Source organism: Bradyrhizobium sp. HKCCYLRH2047, assembly GCF_051168175.1.
In the GTDB taxonomy this organism is placed as follows: domain Bacteria; phylum Pseudomonadota; class Alphaproteobacteria; order Rhizobiales; family Xanthobacteraceae; genus Bradyrhizobium.
In genome coordinates this window covers 34,877-58,982 of the sequence record NZ_JBNPUM010000018.1, presented here as the reverse complement: position 1 = coordinate 58,982, position 24,106 = coordinate 34,877, and the positions used below count along the sequence as shown (strand labels likewise).

The window sequence follows — 24,106 nt, the reverse complement described above, 5'->3', positions numbered from 1 at the left end:
GAGTCCCGTACACAGCCCTGGATTGCTTCGTCGCTTCGCTCCTCGCAATGACGCCGCGACACAGGAGATCTCCCATGCTCAAAGAAATCCGTCCCGCCATCCTGGTCCTGCTCGCGCTGACCTTGATCACCGGGCTGCTGTATCCGCTCGCCATGACCGTCGTCGCCGGCACCATCTTCCCGGCGCAGGCCGAAGGCAGTCTGATCACGCGCAACGGCCAGGTGATCGGCTCGGCGCTGATCGGGCAGGAATTCAAGGACGACAAATATTTCCACGGCCGTCCGTCGGCGACCTCGGCCGCCGATCCGAACGATGCGACCAAGACGGTGCCGGCGCCCTATAACGCCGCCAACTCCTCCGGCTCTAATCTCGGCCCGACCAGCAAGGCGCTGGCCGACCGGGTCAAGGAGGATGTTGACAAGCTGAAGGCGGAGAATCCTGGGCAGGCCGTGCCGGTCGATCTGGTGACGACCTCGGCGAGCGGGCTCGATCCGGACATCTCGCCGGAGGCGGCGCTGTTCCAGGTGCCGCGGGTGGCCAAGGCGCGCGGCTTGCCGGAGGCCAGCGTTCAGGGCCTGATCGCCCAGCAGACTAAGGGCCGTCTGCTCGGACTGCTCGGCGAACCCCGCGTTAACGTGCTTGCGCTCAATCTGGCGCTCGACGCTGCCAAGCCGTAGTGAGGCCTTAGAGGTCCCGGCCTTGGCGCCGAAGCTCCTCCGTCTATAATGCCGCATGGCCAGTCAACGCCGCGATCCTGACCAACGTCCCTCGCCGGAAGCCCTGCTCGAAGCGGCCCGGCGGGAGGACAGTCCTGCCGGCAAGCTCAAGATCTTCGTCGGCGCCGCCCCCGGCGTCGGCAAGACCTATGAAATGCTGTCGAGCGCGCATGCCAAGCTGAAGGCCGGCGTCGATGTCGTCATCGGCTTCGTCGAGACGCATGGCCGCGCCGAGACCGAGGCGCTGGTCCGCGGCCTGGAGGTCGTCCCGCGCAAACGTATTTCCTACAAGGACCAGATCGTCGAAGAGATGGATCTGGATGCCGTGATTGCGCGCCGTCCCAAGCTCGCCATCGTCGACGAGCTCGCGCACACCAATGCTGTCGGCAGCCGCCACCCCAAGCGCTATCTCGACGTCGAGGAGCTGCTGTCGCACGGCATCGATGTCTACACGGCGGTCAACGTCCAGCACATCGAGAGCCTCAACGACGTCGTCGCCCAGATCACCCATGTGCGCGTGCGCGAGACCGTGCCGGATTCGATCCTCGACCGCGCCGACGCCATCGAGCTGATCGACCTTACGCCCGACGACCTGATCCAGCGACTGAAGGAGGGCAAGGTCTATGTGCCCAAGCAGGCGGAGCGCGCGCTGGAGCATTATTTCTCGCCCGGCAACCTGACCGCGCTGCGCGAACTTGCGCTGCGTCGGACGGCCGAGCGCGTCGACGAGCAACTGCTCACTCACATGCAGGCCAACGCCATTGCGGGGCCCTGGGCGGCCGGCGAGCGGATCCTCGTCTGCGTGTCGGAGGATCCGCGGGCGACAGGGCTGGTGCGCTACACCAAGCGGCTCGCCGACCGTGTCCATGCGCCGTGGACCGCCGTGACCATCGAGACCCGGCGCAATCTGCAGCTCAGTGACAGGCAGCGCGACCGGCTCGCCGATACGCTGCGGTTGGCCGAGACCCTCGGCGGCGAGGCGCTGACGATTCCGGGCGTCGGCCGGCGTATCGCCGATGACCTCATCGGCTTCGCGCAGGCCAACAACGTCACCCAGATCATCATCGGCAAGTCGAGCCGCTCGCGCCTGTTCGAGATCATCAGGGGCTCGGTGGTGCATGACCTGGTCAGGCGCGCCGGCAACATCAGCATCCACGTCATCGCCGGCGAGGAGGCGCCCGACACCGCGGGCAGCTCGGTGCAGACGCGGCCGCGCAGCGAGCCGCTGCAGCCGAAGCCCTATGTGATGGCGCTGCTGATCACGGCTGTCGGCCTTGGCCTCGCCGAGCTGATCCAGCCCGTCTTCGGCATCGAGAACGTCGATCTCGTGTTCCTCACGGCGGTGGTCGGCGTCGCCGCACGCTACGGCCTGGGACCGTCGCTGCTGGCGAGCCTCGCCGCCTCGCTCTGCTACAACTTCTTCTTCCTCCCGCCGCTGTATACGTTCACGATCACCGATCCGACCAACATCGGCGCGTTCTTCTTCTTCATGCTGATCGCGATCCTGGTGTCCAACGTCGCCGCGCGCGTTCGCGTTCAGGCTGACGCCGCCACCCACCGCGTCCGGACCACCGAGCAGCTCTATGCCTTCAGCCGCAAGCTTGCGGGCACCGCGACCCTCGATGACGTGCTGTGGGCCACGGCCTATCAGGCGGCGTTGATGCTGAAGGTGCGGGTCGTGCTGCTGTTGCCGCAGGACGGCAAGCTCACGGTCATGACCGGCTACCCGCCGGAGGATCAGCTCGACGACGCCGACCTCGCCGCCGCGAGCTGGGCCTGGAGCAACGACCGCGCCGCCGGCCGCGGCTCCGACACGCTGCCGGGAGCCAAGCGGCTGTTCCTGCCGATGCGCACCGGCCGCGGCCTGATCGGCGTCATCGGCATCGACGACGACCGCACCGGGCCGCTGCTGACCCCCGACCAGCGCCGGCTGCTCGACGCCCTGGTCGACCAGGGCGCGCTGGCGATCGAGCGCGTTCTGCTGGTCGAGGACATGGACAAGGTCAAGCGCACCATGGAGCAGGACCGGCTGCGTTCGGCGCTGCTCACCTCGATCTCGCACGATCTGAAGACGCCGCTCGCCTCGGTGCTCGGCGCGGCCTCGACGATGCGCGATCTCGCGGCCAGGCTGTCCGACAAGGAGAAGCTCGACCTGCTCGCCACCGTGATCGACGAGTCCGAGCGGCTGAATCGATTCATCGCCAACCTCCTGGACATGACCAAGCTGGAATCCGGCGCGATCGTGCCGAACGCCGCCCTCCACGACGTCGGCGAGATCGTCGGCAGCGCGCTGCGGCGTGCCGGCAAGATCCTCGCCCGTCATCATGTCTCGCTGGTACTGGCGCCCGATCTGCCGATGGTCGAGGTCGACGCGGTGCTGTTCGAGCAGGTGCTGTTCAATCTGCTCGACAACGCCGCCAAATATGCGCCTCCCGAGACCTCGATTGCGATCCGTGCGGCCCGCGACAGCAACTGGATCGTGCTCGAGATCCGTGACGAAGGCGACGGCATTCCCGCCGCGGAGGTCGAGCACGTGTTCGACAAGTTCTATCGCGTGCAGAAGGGCGACCAGGTGCGGCCCGGCACCGGACTTGGGCTTGCGATCTCGCGTGGCTTCATCGAGGCGATGCATGGCCGCATCTTCGCCGGCAACCGTACCGATCGGCGCGGTGCGGTCCTCACCATCCGCCTGCCGGTGCCGGCGCAGGCCAGACCGCTGGATACGGCCGCATGACCGGCGCTCCGATCAAGGTGCTCGTGATCGACGACGAGCCGCCGATCCGCAAGCTGCTGCGGATGGGCCTGACCACGCAGGGCTACGAGATTCTCGAGGCCTCCAACGGCAGGAACGCGCTGGAGCTGCTGAGCCAGGAGCCGGCGCTGATCATTCTCGACCTTGGCCTCCCCGACATCGACGGACTCGAGCTGCTGCGAACCATCCGTGGCCGCAACGAGGCCGTGCCGGTCGTGGTGCTGTCCAGCCGCGGCGACGAGGCGGGCAAGGTCCAGGCGCTCGATCTCGGCGCCGACGACTACATCACCAAGCCGTTCGGCATGGATGAATTGCTGGCGCGCCTGCGCGCGGCGCTGCGGCACCAGCTGCAGGTGCAGGGAGAGCGGCCGGTGTTTCGCACCGGCGACCTCTCGGTCGATCTCGTCCGCCGCATCGTCAAGGTCGGCGAGCGCGAGGTCAAGCTGTCGCCGAAGGAGTACGATCTGCTGCGCGTGCTCGTGCAGCACGCCGGCAAGGTGCTGACGCATCGCTTCCTGCTCAAGGAGCTGTGGGACGAATTGACCGACGCGCAATATCTGCGCGTCTATGTGCGCCAGCTCAGGCAGAAGATCGAGGCCGATCCCGAGCGCCCGCAATTCGTGTTGACCGAGACCGGCATCGGCTATCGCTTGCGTGCGCCGGATTAGCGCTTCTTCATGTGAGCCAGTCCCTCAAAGCGGAACCATCGCTCACCCTCGTGATTTCTGTGATATCACAGGGAGACCATGTTGATGGCACGCAAAACACGCAAATATTCCAAGGGCGCGTCCAAGGACGTCGAGCGCGCGATGAAGAAGCGCAAGGCAGGAACGTTGAAGAGCGGCGGCTCGGGCCGCAAGGTCAAGAGCCGCAAGCAGGCGATCGCGATCGGTCTGTCGGAGGCGCGCCGCGAAGGCAAGAAGGTGCCGCCGAAGAAGAGCGCCAAGTCATCGGCGAAGAAGTCCGCCAAGAAGGCGAGCAAGAAAAGCACGAAGAAGACTACCAAGAAAACGACGAAGAAGAAGTCGAAGAAGAAGAGCTGACGAGGCGATCATTCGGGCTACGATCATCGCGCACGCCATGACCCGCAGCCGTCGCAAAATTCTCCGCTGTCGTCCCGGCGAACGCCGGGACCCATAACCCCAGGGAGATGTTATTGCGCGGGATGTTGGACGAGTCTTGTCTTACAATACCCGCCGCAGAGTATGGGTCCCGGCGTTCGCCGGGACGACGGGGCGGTGGTGTGGAGGCCGCTTGCGCCACGCAGGCAGCTGCTGGCCTTCACCCCGCCTTCCTCTGCCGCGCCGCCGACCGATGCGCCTTCTTCGCGGGGCGTCGATGCGCGCTCGTCCGCCGTGACGCCGCACGCGCTGTCTTTTTTCCGCCCTTGCCCAGGCTCTGTTTCAGCGCGTCCATCAGGCTGACGACGTTGTCGGGCCGCTCCGCCGGCTCCGGCAGCTTGATCGGCTTGCCCGAGGCCTTGCGCTTGACCAGCGCCTTCAGCGCCGTCTCGTACTGGTCCTTGAACTCCGACGGCTTGAAGTGCGCGGCCTTGGTCTGCAGGATGTGGCCGGCGAGCTCCACCATGTCCTTGGTAATCTTCGGCGACTTGATGTCGTCGAAGAACTCGGCCTCGTCGCGCAGCTCGTAGGGAAAGCGCAGTGTGGTGCCGAGCATGCCCTTGCCCATCGGCTCGATGGCGATGACGTGCTCGCGGTTGGTCAGCACGATCCGCGCCAGCGCGACGCGATCCTGCTCCTTCATCGCGTCGCGAATGACCGCGAAGGCGTCGACCGCCGCCTTGCCGTCGGGAGCGATGTAATAGGGATGGTTGAGATAGCGCTGGTCGATCTCCTCGCGCGGCACGAAGCTGTCGATATCGATCGTATGGTTACTCTCGATCTGGACCGCCTCCAGCTCCTCCGGCTCGATCTCGACATACTGCCCCTTGGAGAGCTCGTAGCCGCGGCCCTTCTGCTCGCCTTCGACGATGTCGCCGGTCTCAGAGTCGACCATCTGCTGCTTGAGCCGGTTGCCGGTCTCGCGGTTGATCAGATGGAAGCGCGTCTTCTCGACCGAGGTCGACGCCGGATAGAGGACGACGGGGCAACTGACGAGCGAGAGTTTGAGCGAGCCTTTCCAGTAGGCGCGGGGGGCCATCGTGGTCTCCTTGGACAATCCGGACGAGGCTGCAACGGGCAAGCATCGGTGTGGGTTCCATGGGCCCCGGCGAGGGTCGCTTCGGGAAAAAATAATTCGCTTGACGACTTCGTAAAATCAGCATTATGGTCCGACCCATTCCGTTGCGTCGGAGGGGACGTATCGCGGTCGTCACGGACGTCGGCAGCGGAATGCGATGGGCGTGTCGGGTTGCAGCGTGATTGACGTTGCGCCGACGAACGATCTGGCACGCACGGTCAAGTCGCGCGGTCCTGGCCTCCCGACGCTGAGGTCAAGTTTGCGAGGATGCTTTGTGCATCGCGCGGATGACGGTGGCCAACAAGCCCGGCGCACCGGGGAGAACGCGAAGCAGCTGTTAAAACCGTCGCGCAGGGAGGGCCGGGATGACTCGGCTGCACCTGTGGTACCTGCCGCCTGCATTTCTTTCGCAGGCGGGCCATGGGGGCGGCGAGCTCCCGGCCTTCCCTGCGCCCTCTCATCGGCAGAGGGTGGACCATCGCAACACCCGGGCTTTCCTCAGCCGCGGGAACGCGGAACTTTGCCCGGTGTTATCAGGTGGATGCGAGCCGCGCCGGCGCCAGCGGCGGAGCCGGTTCCACGACCCTGCCGGCTTTGCTACGCTACCACTCAACACGAGGGATCACCGTGGCGCTCAGGAAGCTTTCCACCTATCGCAAGAAGCGCGATTTCGACAAGACGGCAGAGCCGTCCGGCGACGCCAAGGTCGCGCGTGCGGCGCGGCCGCGCTTCGTCATCCAGAAGCACGACGCGACGCGGCTGCACTACGATCTCAGGCTGGAGTTCGGCGGCGTGTTCAAGTCGTGGGCCGTGACCAAGGGGCCGTCGCTCGATCCGCACGACAAGCGGCTCGCGGTCGAGGTCGAGGACCACCCGCTCGACTATGGCGATTTCGAAGGTACGATCCCGGAAGGCGAGTATGGCGGCGGCACCGTCATGCTGTGGGATCGCGGCCATTGGGACAGCGAGGACCCGGAGCGCGGCTTCAAGAAGGGCGACCTCAAGTTCACCCTTGAAGGCGAGAAGCTGCATGGCAGCTGGGTGCTGGTGCGGATGCGCCATGATCGCAGCGGGGGCAAGCGCACCAACTGGCTGCTGATCAAGCACCGCGACGAGTTCGCCCGCGAAGGCGAGGCCAACGATATCCTGGAGGCCGACAAGTCGGTCGCCTCGGGCCGCACCATGGAGCAGATCGCGGCCGGAAGGGGCAAGGCGCCGAAGCCGTTCATGCTCGCCAAGACGCAGCGCATGAATGCCGACGCGGTGTGGCACTCCAACCGCAGCGATGGCAAGGCGTCCTCGAAGAAGACGGCGCCGAAGTCCAAGGCCGCGAAAGCGGCCGCTGCTCCGAAGACGGTCGCACCGCGAACCGTGTCGTCGCTGCCGGACTTCGTGCCCCCCGAACTTTGTACGTCGGTCGCCCAGCCGCCGCGCGGCGAGGGCTGGGCGCACGAGATCAAGTTCGACGGCTACCGCGTGCAGATCAGGGTGGAGGACGGCAAGGCGACCTTGAAGACCCGCAAGGGGCTGGACTGGACGGCCAAGTTCGGCGCGATCGCGGAGGAGGCCGCCAAGCTGCCGGACGCGATCATCGATGGCGAGATCGTCGCGCTCGACAAGGACGGCAATCCGAATTTCTCGGCGCTGCAGGCGGCGATCTCTGCGGGCGAAACCGACGAGCTGATCTTCTTTGCCTTCGACCTGATGTTTGCGGAGGAGTTCGACCTGCGCCGCCAGCCTTTGCGCGAGCGCAAGGCGCGGCTCGCGAAGCTGTTGAAGGCGAACATCAAGGGCAAGGCGCCACGGATCCGCTATGTCGAGCACTTCGAGAGCGACGGCGAGGCCGTGCTGGAGTCCGCGCGCAAGCTGTCGCTGGAGGGTATCGTCTCCAAGAAGCTGGACTCGGCCTATCATTCGGGACGAACGGAGAGCTGGACCAAGGCCAAGACCAGGCCAGGCCACGAGGTCGTCATCGGTGGCTTCAAGACCACCAACGGCAAATTCCGATCGTTGATGGTCGGCGTCAACAAGGACGATCATCTCGCTTATGTCGGCATCGTCGGCACCGGCTTCGGCCAGGACACCGTGAAGGAGATCATGCCGGCGCTGAAGGCGGCGGCCTCCGACAAGAGCCCGTTCAGCGGCAAGAACGCGCCGCGCAAGACGCGTGAGGTGCATTGGCTGAAGCCGGAGCTGGTCGCCGAGATCGAGTTTGCCGGCTGGACCGCGGACAACAATGTCAGGCAGGCCTCGTTCAAGGGACTGCGCCAGGACAAGCCGGCCCGCGAGGTCGTTGCCGAAAAGCCCGTGGCTGCGGCCAAGGTGGCGAAACCTGTGGCGCGCGCGGCGGCCACGGCCGCGACCGTCGGCACCACGCTGCACAAGACGCCGTCACGCACGAAGGGCGCGGCGACCGTGATGGGCGTTGCGATCTCCAAGCCCGACAAGGCGCTGTGGCCGGACGCCGGCGACGGCGAGCCCGTCACCAAGCTCGATCTCGCCAACTATCTGGAAGCCGTCGGCGACTGGATGATCGATCATCTGAGGGGACGGCCGTGCTCGATCGTACGTGCGCCTGATGGCATCGGTGGCGAAAAATTCTTCCAGCGGCACGGCATGCAGGGCATGTCGGACCTGCTCGAGCTGGTCAAGGTGTCGGGCGACCGCAAACCGTATCTGCAGATCGACCGTGTCGAGGGATTGATCGCGGTCGCCCAGGTCGCCGCCGTCGAGCTGCATCCATGGAATTGCGCACCCGACGCCTATGACGTTCCGGGCCGGCTGGTGTTCGATCTCGACCCGGCGCCGAACGTCGCCTTCGGGGAGGTGATCGCGGCCGCCAAGGAGATGCGCCAGCGCCTGAAGAGCCTCGGACTCGAGAGCTTCTGCAAGACCACGGGCGGCAAGGGTCTGCACGTGGTGACGCCGTTGCTGCACGGCGCGCGCGACAGAGTGAGCTGGCCCGAAGCGAAGGCGTTTGCGCAAGGTGTGTGCCAATGGATGGCGAACGACAGCCCGGAGCAATACCTGCTCAACATGTCGAAGAAGCTGCGCGGGGGGAAGATCTTCCTCGACTATCTGCGCAACGACCGGATGTCGACGGCGGTCGCCGTGCTGTCGCCGCGCGCCCGCGAAGGCGCCACCGTGTCCATGCCGCTGACCTGGACGCAGGTGAAGAACGGGCTCGAACCCAAGCGCTACACCATCCGCACCGTACCGGCGCTGCTGGCCAAGACCAGGGAGTGGGATGGTTATGAAGATGCCGCGGGCTCGATCAAGGCGGCCATCAAGAAGCTCGCAGAGACGTCGTAGTCGCTCGGGCAGACGTGGTGTCTGCCCGAGCCGATCGCCTCAGAAGGATCAGATACGTCCGAGCAGGACGAGGATCAGCACGATGACGATGATCAGGCCGAGACCGCCGCCGCCATAGTAGCCGGTGCCGTAGAACGGACCGCCGCCGATGCCGGAAAAGCCGCCGAGCAGGGCGATGATGAGAATGATCAGGATGATAGTTCCGATGGACATGTGCTTCCTCCAGTGCCCGGCAGCGGGGCGACAACGTGCTCTGCCTTCGCCGAGGAAACTGGTCGGAACTTCGAAAGTTCCGTGCGGGAAACAGGTAAAATTCGGAGCGTGTCTTTGCGGTCGTAACCACCAGTGACTACCTAAAGGCAGTTGTTAGTCAGGAGATCGCGATGTCAAGACCGCTTGTCGTTTCCATTCCGCATCGCCTCGGCAAGGACGAGGCCGTGCGCCGGCTCCAGGCCGGTCTCAGCCGCGCCGCGACCAGCGTTCCGGTCCTGAAGGTCGACGAAGAGCGCTGGGAGGGCGACAAGATGATCTTTCGCGTTCGCGCTCTGGGTCAAGCGGCGTCGGGCCATGTCGACGTCGCCGACGATCACGTGCGTGTCGAGGTCGTGCTGCCCTGGCTGTTGCAGCGCTTTGCCGAGGCGGCGCAGTCCGCGATCCGCAGCCGCGGCCAGCTGCTGTTGACGAAAAAGAGCTGATCAGCCCGGCGTCGATGCTGTCTGACGTCGACCAGCCGGGTGGGTTGCCGCATCGGTCCGCGCTGGGATCACTGCTGCAGGCAAATGTATGAAGACGGAGGACACCGCAAGGATGCCGTCCTGTATGTCCGCAGATGTGTAGCCGCGGGCATGAACCTCGGCTTCGAAACCATCTGGGTGGGGCCACACCCGGCCACCGTCGGTGAAGGGCGCAAAGTTGCGCACAGTGACGACGACGACGGCGTCCCGCCCATGCCGCCGTGCGAAGGCAATGATGTGATCGGCATGACGTCCGCTCACCTCGAGCGGCTCATGGGAACCGTCGGTGAAGACCGCGGGCATCTCGTTGCGCAGCCGGAGCAGCCGCCGTGTCCAGGCGAGCTTGATGCGGCCATCCGGCCAGTGGTCCGCCAAGCGGGCCCAATCGGGACGCTCGCACTCGCGCAGCGCCCGTTCGCGCGCGGCGAAGTCCACCGGTCGGCGATTGTCGGGATCGACCATCGAGAGGTCCCAGAACTCGGTGCCCTGATAGATATCCGGCACGCCGGGCATCGTCGCCTTCAGCGTGAGCTGTGTCAGCGAGTTCAGCGCGCCGAGCAAAGCGGTCCGCCTGGAAAGCGTCTCCAACGACTGCAGGAACTCGGGCGAGCGGTCGCGATCCAGGATGCGGTCGATGAAGCTGCGCAGGCCGTTCTCATAGGCCTCGTTTGGATTGAGCCAGCTGGTCTCCTCCTTGCCCTCCCGCGCCGCCTTCAGCGCATAGGCCTGCAACCGCTCCGCAAGGCTCGGGTCGGCGCCAGTTGCGGGCCAGATGCCAACGAGCGTCTGGTACAGCATGTATTCGAACGCCGCCGAGGGCGCGCGCATCTTGCCATCGGTGATGACGTGCGGCGCGTTCAAGGTCTTCCAGCGCGCCATCGCGGACGTCCAATCGTTGGGCAACTCGGTGATGGCGGCCAGCCGCGTGCGGGCATCCTCGCCGCGCTTGGTGTCGTGGGTAGCGGTGGCGGTCATGCCGTGCGGCCAATGCCTGGCGCGGTCCTGCATCAGCTTGTGGAAGTCGGCGATCGTCAGAGCATGCGCCGCCGGATCGCCGCCGACCTCGTTGAGCGCGAGCAGCCGGTGGAAGCGATAGAAGCCGGTATCCTCCAGCGACTTCGCCATCATCGGGCCGGTAAACTGCTGCACCTTCAGCGCGAAGCGGCGCACACGTGGGACGCTGTGGCTGGTGCTGCGGTCGCGCTTGATCAGATCCATGGTGAGCGTATCGCGCAGGAAGTCGAAGATCGAGCCGTCGGAGGCAAACCATTCGGCGCGGGCGCCGGCTATGGCGTGATCGATCAGCTCGCGATCGGCCTCGGTCGCCCCGGCCGCGGTGAGATAGGTGCGATAGACCGGGAAGTGAAGAACATACAGTTCGAGCGCCTGGCGCAGGCTGTCTTCCGAATAGTCGCGCGTCGAGTAGTGGCCGTTGGCGATGCGCGCCAGGAGGCGTGTCAGCACGGTGAACTCGCTGGTCAGCAGCGTTTCCAGCACGCGCCGCTTGGCCTCCTTGATGACGGGCGCCAGCTTCGGCGGCTTGTTGCTGATCTGGCGCCAGATCTCGTCCAAGGGCTCCAGGCCGTTGCCGTCGATGAGCAGCTGGGTGATGACGTTCATCCACTCGTAGCCGGTGGTGCCGTGCACGCCGGCAAAGCTCGGCAGCTTCTCGTGCTCGCAGAGAATCTTCTCGATGACGACGTAGAATGGCCCGGCTGCGGGTCCCCGAGCGTCGCGGATCAGCCGCCGCAGCCGCTGGAAATATTGTGCGGGATCGCGCAGGCCGTCGATATGGTCGAGCCGCAGACCCTGCAGCTGGCCATCCGCGATCAGCTTCTTGACCAGCCGGTGGATCGCTTCGAACGTGCCAGCATCCTCGACGCGCAGGCCGGCCAGCGTGTTGACGTCGAAGAAGCGGCGGTAGTTGATGTCGCTGGACGCAAGCCGCCAATGCCCGAGTTTGTAATTCTGCCGTTCAAGCAGATGGTGCAGGGCCAGCGTCTGCGTCGGTCGGCCCTCGCCGGCCTGATACGCCGAGAGGCCTCGCGCGATAATGTCGCCAGCCCCGGGAATGGCCTTGAGTGCAGCCTTGAACGCCGGGGCTTCCTTGCGGTTCGGATGGCGCAGGCCGCGATAGCGCGACGCCAGGTCGAGGATCGCCTTGCCGGCCTCGCTGCTCTCCTCACCGGCCTCCTTTACGATGATGCGCAGCACCTCGCCATAGCGCTCCGGCGCGATCGGCAGGCGATGCTCGAAGTACCAGCAGGAGAACGAGCCTTCGTCCGGGTCGTAGCGCAGCTCGATCTCACCATGTTCGAGCGCATGGCCGTAGGACGTCCCGATGATCGGCAGCAGCACGCCGCCCCGGGCGCGATACGGCAATTGGTCCCAGTCGATGTCGAACGAGGCTGCATGCGGCGACGCCTGGCCCCATTCGAGCACATCGAGCCACCATGGATTGTCGTCGAAATGGACGCCGACATGGTTCGGAACGAAATCGAGGATGAGCCCGAGATCGTGCGCCTTCAGCGCGGCGCTCAGCTTGGCGAAGCCGTCCTGACCGCCGAGCTCAGGATTGAGCTTGGTGTGATCCGTGATGTCGTAGCCATGCGTCGAGCCCTTGCGCGCCGTCATGAACGGCGAGGCGTAGACATGGCTGATGCCGAGCGCCTTCAGATACGGCACGACGCGCGCCGCTGCTTCGAAATTGAAGTCGGCGGTGAGCTGCAGGCGGTAGGTCGCGAGCGGAATGGCAGGAGGCATGATTATCCTCCGATGCTCCAGAACACCGACCAGGGTGGCAGGCGATCGCCGGGCGTGCCGCCCCAGATCGGCGTGCCCGCCGAGCCGCTGCGCGGCGCGGGCACCTCGTTGTCCGAAACGTTGGCGAGCAACCGCAGCGTCGCGCCGTCGCCCATCGTCCAGTGCGCAGTCAGGCAGCCATCCTCCGTCACGTCGGCCTTGCCGAAGGATGCGCCCGGCAGCCGCGGTGCCACCTCCCTGTGGCGCACGGCGAGGAGCCCGCGCACCAGCGTCAATCGCTCGCGTCCCGGCGATGCGTTGTGGGCGTCCCAATCGATGATCGCGGATCTGAACGTCTCGATGTCCAGAGGGTCCGGGACCTCGTCGCCATACTTGGCGTATGCCCACTCATATTCCTTGCGGCGCCCCTTGCGAACGGCGTGCGCGAGATCGCCCTGGAAATCGCAGAAGAACGGGAAGGGCTGCTTCGAGCCCCATTCCTCGCCCATGTACAGCATCGGCACGGTCGGTGCGAGCAAGGTGACGGCCAGCGCAGCTGCGATCCCTTCCGGCGGCGCCAGCGATTCCAGCCGGTCGCCGAACACGCGGTTGCCGATCTGGTCGTGGTTCTGCAGGAAGTTGACGAACGCCGCGGGGGCCAGATGACCGCTTGGTTCACCCCGGGCCATGCCACCCCAAAAGGCGGCCTGCTCGCCTTGATAGACAAAGCCCGAGGCGAGCGCGCGAGCAAGCCCGCGCCGCGGCGATTGTTGGTAGTCGCCGTAGTAGCCGCCGGTCTCGCCGGTCAGCATCACATGCCAGACGTGGTGATAATCATCGTTCCATTGCGCGCGAAACTTGCCCCGCGGCGGATCTTCTGCCGCGTCGAGCATGCTGGCCCGGTTATCACCGTTCTCGAGCACGAGATGGATGTGACGCCCTGTCTGCTCGACGAGCCTGCCGACGGCGGCGCTGAGATCATGCAGCATCGGGATCTCACCCTCGTTGGCGAGGATGTGGTTGACGGCATCGAAACGCAGCCCGTCGAAGCGATAGTCCGTCAGCCAATGCAGCGCGTTCTCGATCGCGAAGGCGCGCACTTCGGGGTGCCGGAAGTCGATCGCGCTGCCCCACGGCGTGTGAGCGTCCGTGAAGAAGGTCGGTGCATACAGGCCGATGTAGTTTCCTTCGGGGCCGAAATGGTTGTAGACGACGTCGAGGAAGACCATCAGCCCGCGCAGATGCGCCTCGTCGATCAGCGCGCGCAGATCATCGGGACGCCCATAGACGCTGTCCGGCGCGTAGAGCAGGACGCCGTCATAGCCCCAGTTGCGGGAGCCGGCGAAGTCCGCCAGCGGCATCAGCTCGAGCGCGGTGATGCCGGTTTCGACGAGATGATCGAGCTTGTCGATCATCGCGCCGTAGGTGCCTTCCGTCGTGAAGGTGCCGACATGGCTTTCGAGAAACACGGCGTCCTGCCATGGACGGCCGCGCCATTTTTCGGAGCGCCAGGTGTAGGCGCGGTGGTCGATGATTTCGCTCGGGCCGGAGACATCCTCTGGCTGGAAATCCGAGCCGGGATCTGGAACGTCGAGTTCATCATCAATACGAAACTTGTACCGCGTGCCGGCGCCGACCCCGGCGACGTCGAGCGAATACCAACCACCATCCCCGCGCTGCATCTCATGCTTGACGTCGAGGATCAGATCGACGCGCTTGGCGGCGGGCGCCCACAGCCGGAACGTCGTGCCGTCCTGCGTGAGCCGAGGTCCGAATTGACGGCCGTTCATGACTGGCCCGCATACGCCAGCACGGAGCGGGGCGGGGCCTTGAGGTCCGTGCCCGACGCGAAGTCGATCGGCGTCTGCTGGGCTTCGGTGGTGTTCAGGACCTGTTGCCACGTCTTGTATTCGGCGAGCTTGGGCAATTTGAATCCGATCTCTTCGGGAGCCGCGTTCAGAACGATAAGGATCGGAGCCTGCTCCTGTTCCACCGGAGCGAGCACATAGGCGAGAAATCGTCCGTCAGGAAAGGTCCAGTCGGTTTGCGTCATCTCCTCCGCCGAAGGCGTCAGCCACAGCACGCCGAAGCTTCCGTCCGACCGGCGGCCGTCGAGCCAGCGGCGCGCGCGAATCTGGCCGAAGCGGCGGCGCAGCTCGGTCATGTGCGCGATGAAGTCGATGAGATCATCGCCCTCGCGGCCCATGCCGCTCCAGTCCACCCAGCCGACCTCGTTGTCCTGGCAATAGGCGTTGTTGTTGCCATGCTGAGAGTTGCCGACCTCGTCGCCTGCGAGCAGCAGCGGCAGGCCCTGCGCGAGCAACAGACAGGCGAGCTGGTTCTTGCGCGACTGCCGCCGCAGCGCTGTGATCGCCACGTCGTTGGTCGGCCCCTCATGACCGAAATTGTTGCTGAGGTTGTCGTTGGAGCCGTCGCGATTGTCCTCGCCGTTCGCCTCATTGTGCTTGCTGTTGTAGCTGAAGAGATCGGCCAGCGTGAACCCGTCATGGACGGTGACGTGATTGACGCTGGCGCGCTGGGTGCGGCCGTCATGGTTGAAGATGTCGGAAGAGCCGGTCATGCGGCTCGACACCTCGCCGATCAGGCTGCCTTCGCCGCTCCAGTAGCGACGCATGGCGCTACGATAGCGGTCGTTCCATTCGGACCATTGCGAGGGGAATGCGCCGACCTGATAGCCGCCGAGACCGACGTCCCATGGCTCTGCGACCAGTTTGACGCTCGCCAGCACCGGGTCCTGGCGGATCGCGGTCAGGAAGCCGCTGCGCCGGTCGAAGCCGTGCTTCTCGCGCGCGAGCGTGGTGGCGAGATCGAAGCGGAAGCCGTCGACGTGGCAGACTTCGACCCAATAGCGCAGCGAGTCCATCACCATCTGCAGCACGCGCGGATGGGTCAGGTTCACCGACGAGCCGCAGCCGGTGAAGTCGTCGTAGAAGCGCGGATTGTCCGGCTGCAGCCAGTAGTAGGATGCGTTGTCGATGCCGCGGTAGCACAGCGTCGGGCCGAGATGGTTGCCCTCGGCGGTGTGATTGTAGACGACGTCGAGCATGACCTCGATGCCGGCATCATGCAGCCGCGCCACCGTCGTCCGGAAGGCATCGAGCGGATTGTCCTGCGCGTAGCGCAGCTCCGGCGCGAAGAACGAGATGGTGTTGTAGCCCCAGTAGTTGACCAGCTTCTTCTCGACCAGCATGCGGTCGTCGATGAAGGCGTGGATCGGCAAGAGCTCGATTGTGGTGACGCCGAGCCGCTTCAGATGCTTGATCATCGCCGGCGACGACAGACCGCCATAGGTGCCGCGCAGGTTGGGCGGCACGTCGTCGCGCTTGTTGGTCAGGCCCTTGACGTGAGCCTCGTAGATGATCGTGTCCTCCCACGGGATCTGCGGCCGCATCTCGCGCCGGCCCCAGTTGAAGGTCTCGTCGATGACGACCGCCTTGGGCATGCCGCGGGCGTTGTCGCGCCGGTCGAACGAGAGGTCCTCGCGCGGCGAGCCGGCGCGGTAGGCGAAATGGGCATCGCTCCAGACCAGCCGGCCGGCGAGCCGCTTGGCATAGGGGTCGAGCAGCAGCTTGTTGGCATTGAAGCGGTGGCCGCGCTCCGGCTCGTACGGGCCGTAGACGCGGTAGCCATAGAGCTGCCCTGGCGAGACGTCGTTGAGATAGCCGTGCCAGACATCCTCCGTCCGCTCCGGCAATTCGATCCGCTCGATCTCGCGCCGGCCCTGGCTGTCGAACAGGCAGAGCTCGACCTTCTCGGCATTGGCGGAGAACAACGCAAAGTTGGTCCCCCGTCCGTCCCAGGTTGCTCCGAGACGGGCGTGGCTTCCAGCGGCCAGGCGCATTGCGTCAGGCTTCCGGGAGGAGAAATACCGCTGCCATGGGCGGGAGGATGAGGTTGAGCTGGTGTTCTTCAGAGGCATGGACCTGGCCGACATTGCCGACATTGCTGCCGCCATAATGCAGGGAGTCGGAATTGAAAGCTTCCCTCCATCTGCCGCCGAACGGCACGCGGACCCGATAATTGTAATACACGTTGGGCGAAAAGTTCACGACCACGACGCAGCGCGCGTGCTCATCGTAGCCCTTGCGCACCCAGGCGAAGACGTTGCGGTCGGAGTCGTCGGTGATCAGCCACTCGAAGCCGTCCGGTTCGCAGTCCCGCTCGTGCAGCGCCGGAACGTTGCGGTAGAGGTGGTTGAGGTCGCGGATCAGGGCCTGGATGCCGGCATATCGGGCGTCGCCGAGGAGGTGCCAGTCGAGCGAGGTATCGTGATTCCACTCGCGCTCCTGGGCGAGTTCGCAGCCCATGAACAGGAGCTTCTTGCCGGGATGCCCGAACATGAAGCTGTAATACGCGCGCAGGTTGGCAAAACGCTGCCAGTCGTCGCCGGGCATCCGACCGAGGATGGAGCGCTTGCCGTGCACCACCTCGTCATGCGACAGCGGCAGGATGAAGTTTTCCGAAAAGGCGTAGTGCAGGCCGAACAGGATCTCGCCGTGGTGATATTTGCGGTGGATCGGGTCCTTGCTGATGTAGCGCAAGGTGTCGTGCATCCAGCCCATGTTCCACTTGTAGCCGAAACCGAGCCCGCCCATGTCGACCGGGCGGGACACCTGCGGCCACGCCGTGGATTCCTCGGCAGCCGTAGTCGCCTGCGGGAAATGGCCGAACACCTCGATATTGGTCCGGCGCAGAAACTCGATGGCCTCGAGGTTCTCGCGCCCGCCATATTTGTTCGGAATCCAGCCGCCGGAGGGACGGCTGTAGTCGAGATAGAGCATCGAGGCGACGGCATCGACGCGCAGGCCGTCGACGCCGTAGCGCTCCAGCCAGAACAACGCGTTCGAGCGCAGGAAATTGGCGACTTCGGTGCGGCCGAAATTGTAGATCAGCGTGCCCCAGTCGAGATGCCGGCCCTGCATCGGGTTGGCGTGCTCGTAGAGCGCGGTGCCGTCGAAATGGCCGAGGCCGTGCGGATCATCCGGGAAATGGCCGGGCACCCAGTCGAGCCATACCGCGAGGCCCTCGCGGTGGCACGCATCGACGAGCGCACAGAAGTCCTCAGGACTGCCGAAGCGGCTGGTCGGCGCGAACAGGCCGGTCGGCTGATAGCCCCAGGAGCCGTCGAACGGATGCTCGCTGACGGGCAGGAATTCGATGTGCGTGAAGCCCATGTCGCGTGCATAGGCCGGCAGCTGCTCGGCGAGCTCGCGATAGGTCAGCCATTGATTGTTGTCCTTGCGCCGCCAGGATCCGAGGTGCACCTCATAGATCGAGACGGGCCTGTTCAGCTTGTTGATGTCATGCGGCGCTGGCCGAGGGCGCGGCAGGCTGGTCTCGTCGACCACGATCGACGCGGTCTTGGGACGCATCTCGGCCGCGAAGGCCATCGGGTCGGATTTCAGCGGCAGGTGCTCGCCCTGCGGACCGATGATGTCGAATTTGTAGTGGTCGCCGGCCCTGGCGCGGGGAATGAACAGCTCCCAATAGCCGTTGCCGCGCACGCGCATCGGGTGGCGCCGCGCATTCCAGAAGTTGAAGTCGCCGACCACGCTGACGCGGCGCGCGTTCGGCGCGAGCACGACGAAGCCGACGCCATCGACGCTGTCGATGACCATGGGATGCGCGCCGAGCTTGTCGTAGAGCCGCTCGTGGTTGCCTTCGCCGAGCAGGTGCAGGTCGAAGTCGCTCAGGATCGGCAGGAAGCGATAGGGGTCCTCGAGGTCGGTGACGTGGTCGCCGAATGTTGCCCGAAAGCGATAGCGCTGCAGCGATGGCATGGTCCCGGTGAACAGGCCGGCATCATGGATGCGCGTCAGCGGGGCGACGTCGCCGTGCTCGCCGACCACTTCGACGCGGGACGCCTCGGGCAGGAAGGCGCGCACGACAGTGCGCCCGTCGACATTGTGCTGACCGAGATAGCGAAACGGGTCGGCGTGCCGGCCCTCGATGATCGCAAACGCCTCGGGAGAAAGATGGGTCATGAGGACTCGCTGACTGATGCTGGCTCGGACAGGACGCGAAGCAGGTTGCTCAAAGCGATGCGCAACCAGTCCGGCCGGTGAGCCAGATCATATTCGAGCGCTCCGAGGGCTTTTTCCAGCATGAAAAAGTTAAGGAGCGCCTCCGCCGTATGCGGATCGTCCGGCCAGAGGCGCTGATTGGCCTTGATCTCGCGATAGCCGGCCAAAAAGGCCGTCGCGGCCTGGTCGCGCCATTCCGACAGCGCCGCGGCGATACGGCCGTGATCGTCCGGGCCCGCCCTCAGAGCGCGCTCCTGGGCGACGCGGACCGAGCAATCGATCGAGCGCAGGAAGCCTGCGATGTCGCGCGCCGGCGGCGCCTTGCGCCGACGCTCGGCGAGCGGCTGCTCCTCGTCCCCGTCGAAATCGATGATGAAGATATCGTCCTTGACGATGAGGATCTGGCCGAGATGGAAATCGCCATGCAGCCGGATGTCGCAGCCGCCGATCTGGTGCGGGATCAGGCTGCTCAGGCGCTCCGATATCTCACCACGCCTCGCGAGCACCTGATCGGCCAGCCCTCGTTCCGGGTCCTTGAGGTGATCGCGGCGCTCGCTCAGGCCCGTCAGGACCCGGCTTGCCTGGGCGCGCAGCCGGTCGATCCAGTGACCGAGATGATCTGCGGTGGTCGGCTCCGGCGCAAAATCGGCGATGTCGTTGCGTGAGGCCAGGGCCGCATGCAGCTCTCCGGCCCGCCGTCCGGCTTGCGTCATGTAGCGCAGATAGGGCGGCAGCTCCTCGCTCTGGCGCGCGTCGCCGCTCGCGGCGAACACGCGCTGATCGTCGATGTAGCGGTCGAGATAGGCGGCGGTCACGATCCAGCCGTCACCCTGGTTCTCGACAAAGCCATGGACGCAGCCGATCGTCTGCCGCTCACCGTCCTGGATCACCTCGACGCTGCCGAGCAGCGGCGGCACGTTGGCGAAGCCGATGGTCTCGGTCAGGAAGCGACCGACGTCGATCTCCGGATGCGATCCGGCCTCGAGCTCGCGATGGAGCTTGATGAAGAACTCGTTGTTGACGACAGCCTTGCTGCTGCAACGGTCGGTCTCGATGATGCGCACCTGTTCCGACTCGCGGATCGGCTTGTCGGGAAATCGCGACGTCGGACGGAATTCCAGTCGTATCCCGTTCTCTTCGACCACAAGTGACTGTGCAAGGTTGCGCAGCAGCAGCGCCAGAAAGATGGGATTGGTGGCGGCATCCAGCAGGGTGCCCTCGCGGGCGCCCTGGCGCACGGCGGCGAATGCCTGCGGATTATAGCGCTCGCGGTCGAAGCGGACCCACTCGATCTGCATCGGCAGCAGGTAGCGCTGCTCGTCCTTGCGCTCGGCCGACTTGAAGAAGATCAGCCACGGCCTGTTGTCGCCGATGTCACAGAACGGGATCGCGGAGGTCAACGTCGGATGGATCGCCTCAGGCGAGCGTTCGGGATACCAGCGCGTGCGCGCGAGGTGGCCGGGAAGCACGTCGCGCTCGAACAGGCTGCGGGTGCGCGCCAGCGACACCCAGGTCGAGCCGAGCGGGACGACCAGCGTCTCGAATTCCGGCACGGCGCGCTGAACGACCGGCTCGGACTTGTCGCGCTCCTTGAGCTGGAACCAGTAGAAGCCGTAGGGCGCGAGCGTGATCATGTAGGGCAGCTCGCCGATCGCGGGAAAGCGCGACCGGCCGAGCATCTCGATCGGCACGCGATCCTTGAACGGCGAAAGATCGAGCTCGGTCGCCTGTGCCGAGCGCGACAGGTTGGCGACGCAGAGGATCACCTCGTCCTTGTATTGTCGCACATAGGCCAGCACCGACCGGTTGGCCGGGCGGATGAAGCTCATGGTGCCCCTGCCGAAGGCCAGCGTCGACTTGCGCACCGAGATCAGCTTCTTGGTGGCATTCAGCAGCGACGACAGGCTGCGCGACTGCGCTTCGACGTTGACCGCCTCGTAGCCGTAGACCGGGTCCATGATCATCGGTGCGTAGAGCCGTGCGGGGTCGGCACGCGAGAAGCCGCCATTGCGGTCGGGCGTCCATTGCATCGGCGTACGCACGCCGTTGCGATCGCCGAGATAGATGTTGTCGCCCATGCCGATCTCGTCGCCGTAATAGATGATCGGCGTGCCCGGAAACGACATCAGCAGCGAGTTCATCAGCTCGATCTTGCGCCGGTCATTGTCCATCAGCGGCGCGAGGCGGCGGCGAATGCCGACATTGATGCGCGCGCGCGGATCGTTGGCATAGGTCGACCACAGATAGTCGCGCTCGACATCGGTCACCATTTCGAGCGTCAGCTCGTCATGGTTGCGCAGGAACAGCGCCCATTGGCAGGTCGAGGGGATATCGGGCGTCTGGCGCAGGATGTCGGTGATCGGGAAGCGGTCTTCCTGGGCGATCGCCATGTAGAAGCGCGGCATCAGCGGGAAGTGATAGGCCATGTGGCACTCGTCGCCCTGGCCGAAATACTCCTGCACATCCTCGGGCCACTGGTTGGCCTCGGCCAGCAGCAGCTTATCCTTGGCGTAATTGTCGAGCTCGACACGCAGGCGCTTGATGATCGCATGCGTCTCCGGCAAGTTCTCGTTGTTGGTGCCGTCGCGCTCGCAGAGATAGGGAATGGCGTCGAGCCGGAAGCCGTCGACGCCGGCATCGAGCCAGCGCTTCATCACCTGGACGATCGCGTTGACCACGCGCGGATTGTCGAAGTTGAGATCCGGCTGGTGCGAGAAGAAGCGGTGCCAGTAGAACTGGCCGGCCTCGGGATCCCAGGTCCAGTTGGACTTCTCGGTATCGGTGAAGATGATTCGCGTGCCGAGATATTTCTGGTCGGTGTCGCTCCAGACGTACCAGTCGCGGGCGCTGGAGCCGGGCGGGCTGCGCCGGGCGCGCTTGAACCAGTGATGCTGGTCGGAGGTGTGGTTGACCACGAGCTCGGTGATCACCCGCAGGCCGCGCCGCTTGGCCTCCTGGATGAAGCGCTTGAACTCCTTCATGGTCCCGAAATCGGGATTGATGCTGCCGTAGTCGGCGATGTCGTAGCCGTCGTCGCGGCCGGGCGAGGGGTAGAACGGCAGCAGCCACAGTGTGGTGACGCCGAGGTCCTGCAGATAATCCAGCTTGTCCGTGAGGCCGGCGAAGTCGCCGACGCCGTCATTGTTGCTGTCGGCGAACGCCTTGACGTGCAGCTGGTAGATGATCGCGTCCTTGTACCAGAGACCGTCGCCGTCGGTCTCGGTCTGCAGGCTCGGCGAATCCAGGGATGACATCAGGTTCATGAGGCCCTCACCTAGGAGAGAGGATGATGATGCGGCTGCGATCGGAGGCGTCTCGAAAGATGTCTCGGCCTCGACAGATGCGGCTCTCCTCAAAAGAGGGCAGAATAGGGGAGAAAGCGTCTTTGAGGGCGACGCTCTCGAACGTGTGCGCAAATTTGTTCACGGTGATGCCATTGACAAGAAAACGGCGTCCCGGTTCGCTAGAAACCGAGACGACCCCCTTACAAAGCTGCAAGGCTCGTTTTGTTCCCCGGGGAACGACGGCCTTGGCGCGGCGTTAGAGGCTTATCCTCTTGCTGTCCCACAACAATTTTACGACGTACGACTTACCGTTACGTCCAGATCGCGTGCCGAATGGATCTCTACAGCGAAGCCCATAGTCTCGGAATCCTGACAGAATTCTACGATGGTCAGGGGCAGCGTCGCGTCACCGACGAAGCGGCACTCAAGATCATCGTGGAGGCCTTTCCCAGGCCCACGCCGCACCGGCTGCTGAGCGGTGCGATCGTGATTCGGTCCGGCCAGCCGGCGCGCAGCCGCCTGAACGAGGCGGCGAAGCTGCCGGTCAGGTGGACCATCAGGCGTGGCGACACCGAGATCGCAAAGGGAGACGCGGGCGAGGCCCTGGTCGAGTGGCCGGGTGATCTGCCGGTCGGCAGCTACCGCCTCGAGCTGGTGGATGCGTCATCCTACCGCGAGGAGCTGCCGCTGCTGGTCGCGCCGGCGAAGGCCTTCGCCGGCGATTTCGACCGCGTCTGGCTGCTGGCGGTCCAACTCTATGGCATCCGCTCGGCCCGCAACTGGGGCATGGGCGACTTCACCGACCTTGCCAATCTCATCACGCTTTGCGCCAAGCTCGGCGCCGATGGTGTCGGGCTCAATCCGCTGCACGCGTTGTTCGACGACCGGCCGGGTGACTTCAGCCCCTATGCACCGAACAGCCGGCTGTTCCTGAATGCGCTCTATGTCGATGTGGAGCAGGCGCCGGGCTTTGCGAAGGGGCCCGGCAGCAAGGTGCTGGAGCCGCTGCGACAAGCCGAGCTGGTGGACTACAAGGGTGTGGCGGCGTTGAAATGGCCGGCCCTGCGCGCCGCCTTCGACGCCTTCATGGCCGCGCCCGACGCCGCGGCCGCTGCGGAGTTCAAGGCCTATCGGGCCGAGCGCGGCGAGCTGCTGGCGCGCTTCTCCTGCTTCGAGGTGTTGCGGCATCGCTTCCAGAAGCCCTGGTGGGACTGGCCTGAGGAGTGGCGGCGGCCCGATGCCGCGCGCTGCGCGGCGCTGCTCAGCGGCCCCGACCGGAGGGAGGCCGAGTTCATCGCCTATGTGCAGTGGCTCGCCGAGCGACAATTGCGCCATTGCCGGGATCTCGCGCATCGGCTGGGAATGAAGGTCGGCTTGTATCTCGACGTCGCAGTCGGCGTTCAATCCGACGGCTTCGATGCCTGGAACGAGCAGGGCGCCATCTCGCGCACGCTGTCGGTCGGAGCGCCGCCCGATCCGTTGAACACGGTCGGGCAGAACTGGGGATTGGCCGGCTTCAACGCGCCGGGGCTGGCGCTGAGGAATTTCGAGCCGTTCCGGGAGATGATCAGGGCGTCGATGCGCCATGCCGGCGCGATCCGGCTCGATCACGTGCTCGGTTTGAAGCGGCTCTATCTGGTGCCGCACGGATTTCCGGCCAAGCAGGGCGCGTATGTGCAGATGCCGTTCGATGCGCTGCTCGCCGCGACCGTCATCGAGAGCGTGGCCAACGACTGCATCGTCATCGGCGAGGATCTCGGCACCGTGCCTGAAGGCTTTCGCGAGCAGATGGCCGATTGGGGACTGTGGTCCTACAAGGTGATGATCTTCGAACGCGACGACAACGGCCGCTTTCGCGACGTTGACTTCTATCCGCCGAATGCGCTGGTGACGCTGAACACCCACGACCTCTCGACCTATGCCGGCTGGCGCTCGTTCGGCGATCTCAAGACCAAACGCGGGCTGGGCATCGATCCCGGCGAAAGCGACCAGGATCGCTGGGACGCCTTGGGGCTGTGGGACGAGGTGCTGCGCCACAACGGCATTCAGGCCAACGACGTCCACTCGGCGATCGCCTTCCTGTCGCGGACGCGGTCGCGGCTGCTGGTGATTTCCCTGGAGGATCTGCTGCAGGTGGTCGATCAGCCCAATATTCCCGGCACGATCGACGAGCATCCGAACTGGCGCCGCAAGATGCCGGTCAAGCTCGAGGACATCACGGGTGCGACCAGCGTCGCGGCGTTGAAGGCGGCGACCGCCGAACGGATCAGCCCGGCCGGCGTTTAGAATGCGGGGATCGAGGGGGCAATTGCACGCGGATGCC

At 65.2% G+C, this 24,106-nt stretch carries 14 protein-coding genes; 7 read left to right on the top strand and 7 right to left on the bottom strand.

Annotated elements, in window-relative coordinates; genetic code table 11:
- The first annotated feature begins 74 nt into the window (after window positions 1-74).
- The 4 genes from ACQR1D_RS29540 (at window position 75) to ACQR1D_RS29525 (ending at window position 4,511) form a co-directional block, all read left to right on the top strand.
- Entirely contained in the window at window positions 75-677 is a 603-nt protein-coding gene (locus tag ACQR1D_RS29540; RefSeq protein WP_434890905.1) for a K(+)-transporting ATPase subunit C, read from the top strand.
- A gap of 55 nt (window positions 678-732) precedes the next feature.
- The gene (locus tag ACQR1D_RS29535) at window positions 733-3,450 is read left to right on the top strand and encodes a DUF4118 domain-containing protein (RefSeq protein ID WP_434894237.1); all 2,718 of its coding nucleotides are present in this window, start codon (window positions 733-735) and stop codon (window positions 3,448-3,450) included.
- Complete coding sequence (locus tag ACQR1D_RS29530) at window positions 3,447-4,136, top strand: response regulator transcription factor (protein ID WP_316177718.1); 690 nt, start codon at window positions 3,447-3,449, stop codon at window positions 4,134-4,136. The genes ACQR1D_RS29535 and ACQR1D_RS29530 overlap by 4 nt, the downstream gene beginning before the upstream one ends.
- An 84-nt stretch (window positions 4,137-4,220) precedes the next feature.
- Window positions 4,221-4,511: a DUF6496 domain-containing protein gene (locus tag ACQR1D_RS29525; RefSeq protein ID WP_315805422.1), complete on the top strand. Its 291-nt coding sequence runs from the start codon at window positions 4,221-4,223 to the stop codon at window positions 4,509-4,511.
- A gap of 238 nt (window positions 4,512-4,749) precedes the next feature.
- Here the strand turns inward: ACQR1D_RS29525 and ACQR1D_RS29520 are convergent, their stop codons facing one another.
- Complete coding sequence (locus tag ACQR1D_RS29520; RefSeq protein WP_434845533.1) at window positions 4,750-5,628, bottom strand: Ku protein; 879 nt, start codon at window positions 5,626-5,628, stop codon at window positions 4,750-4,752.
- A 666-nt stretch (window positions 5,629-6,294) separates the two neighbouring features.
- Between ACQR1D_RS29520 and ligD the strand changes: the two genes are divergently transcribed.
- On the top strand, window positions 6,295-8,979 hold the full coding sequence (gene ligD, locus ACQR1D_RS29515; protein WP_434894236.1) for a DNA ligase D: 2,685 nt from the start codon (window positions 6,295-6,297) through the stop codon (window positions 8,977-8,979).
- Between the two features lie 48 nt (window positions 8,980-9,027).
- On the opposite strand, the gene ACQR1D_RS29510 is transcribed toward ligD, so the two are convergent.
- The gene (locus ACQR1D_RS29510) at window positions 9,028-9,192 is read right to left on the bottom strand and encodes a DUF3309 family protein (protein WP_006614022.1); all 165 of its coding nucleotides are present in this window, start codon (window positions 9,190-9,192) and stop codon (window positions 9,028-9,030) included.
- Between the two features lie 170 nt (window positions 9,193-9,362).
- On the opposite strand from ACQR1D_RS29510, the gene ACQR1D_RS29505 reads away from it, so the two are divergent.
- Window positions 9,363-9,674, top strand: coding sequence for a polyhydroxyalkanoic acid system family protein (locus tag ACQR1D_RS29505; protein ID WP_315717996.1), 312 nt, complete (start codon window positions 9,363-9,365; stop codon window positions 9,672-9,674).
- Here the strand turns inward: ACQR1D_RS29505 and treY are convergent, their stop codons facing one another.
- The 5 genes from treY to treS are packed head-to-tail and all read right to left on the bottom strand — an operon-like array spanning window position 9,675 to window position 21,762.
- Window positions 9,675-12,476, bottom strand: coding sequence for a malto-oligosyltrehalose synthase (treY, locus tag ACQR1D_RS29500; RefSeq protein ID WP_434894235.1), 2,802 nt, complete (start codon window positions 12,474-12,476; stop codon window positions 9,675-9,677).
- A 2-nt stretch (window positions 12,477-12,478) separates the two neighbouring features.
- Window positions 12,479-14,245, bottom strand: a complete 1,767-nt coding sequence (gene treZ, locus ACQR1D_RS29495; protein WP_434839233.1) for a malto-oligosyltrehalose trehalohydrolase — start codon at window positions 14,243-14,245, stop codon at window positions 12,479-12,481.
- On the bottom strand, window positions 14,242-16,317 hold the full coding sequence (glgX, locus tag ACQR1D_RS29490; RefSeq protein ID WP_316239225.1) for a glycogen debranching protein GlgX: 2,076 nt from the start codon (window positions 16,315-16,317) through the stop codon (window positions 14,242-14,244). Before glgX ends, treZ begins: the two co-directional genes overlap by 4 nt.
- Window positions 16,318-16,321: 4 nt before the next feature.
- Window positions 16,322-18,460: a 1,4-alpha-glucan branching protein GlgB gene (gene glgB, locus ACQR1D_RS29485; RefSeq protein WP_434894234.1), complete on the bottom strand. Its 2,139-nt coding sequence runs from the start codon at window positions 18,458-18,460 to the stop codon at window positions 16,322-16,324.
- Window positions 18,457-21,762: a maltose alpha-D-glucosyltransferase gene (gene treS, locus ACQR1D_RS29480; protein ID WP_434894233.1), complete on the bottom strand. Its 3,306-nt coding sequence runs from the start codon at window positions 21,760-21,762 to the stop codon at window positions 18,457-18,459. Before treS ends, glgB begins: the two co-directional genes overlap by 4 nt.
- Window positions 21,763-22,116: 354 nt before the next feature.
- Between treS and malQ the strand changes: the two genes are divergently transcribed.
- A complete protein-coding gene (malQ, locus tag ACQR1D_RS29475; RefSeq protein WP_434845527.1) occupies window positions 22,117-24,069 on the top strand; it encodes a 4-alpha-glucanotransferase in 1,953 nt (650 codons plus the stop codon).
- Window positions 24,070-24,106 lie beyond the last annotated feature (37 nt).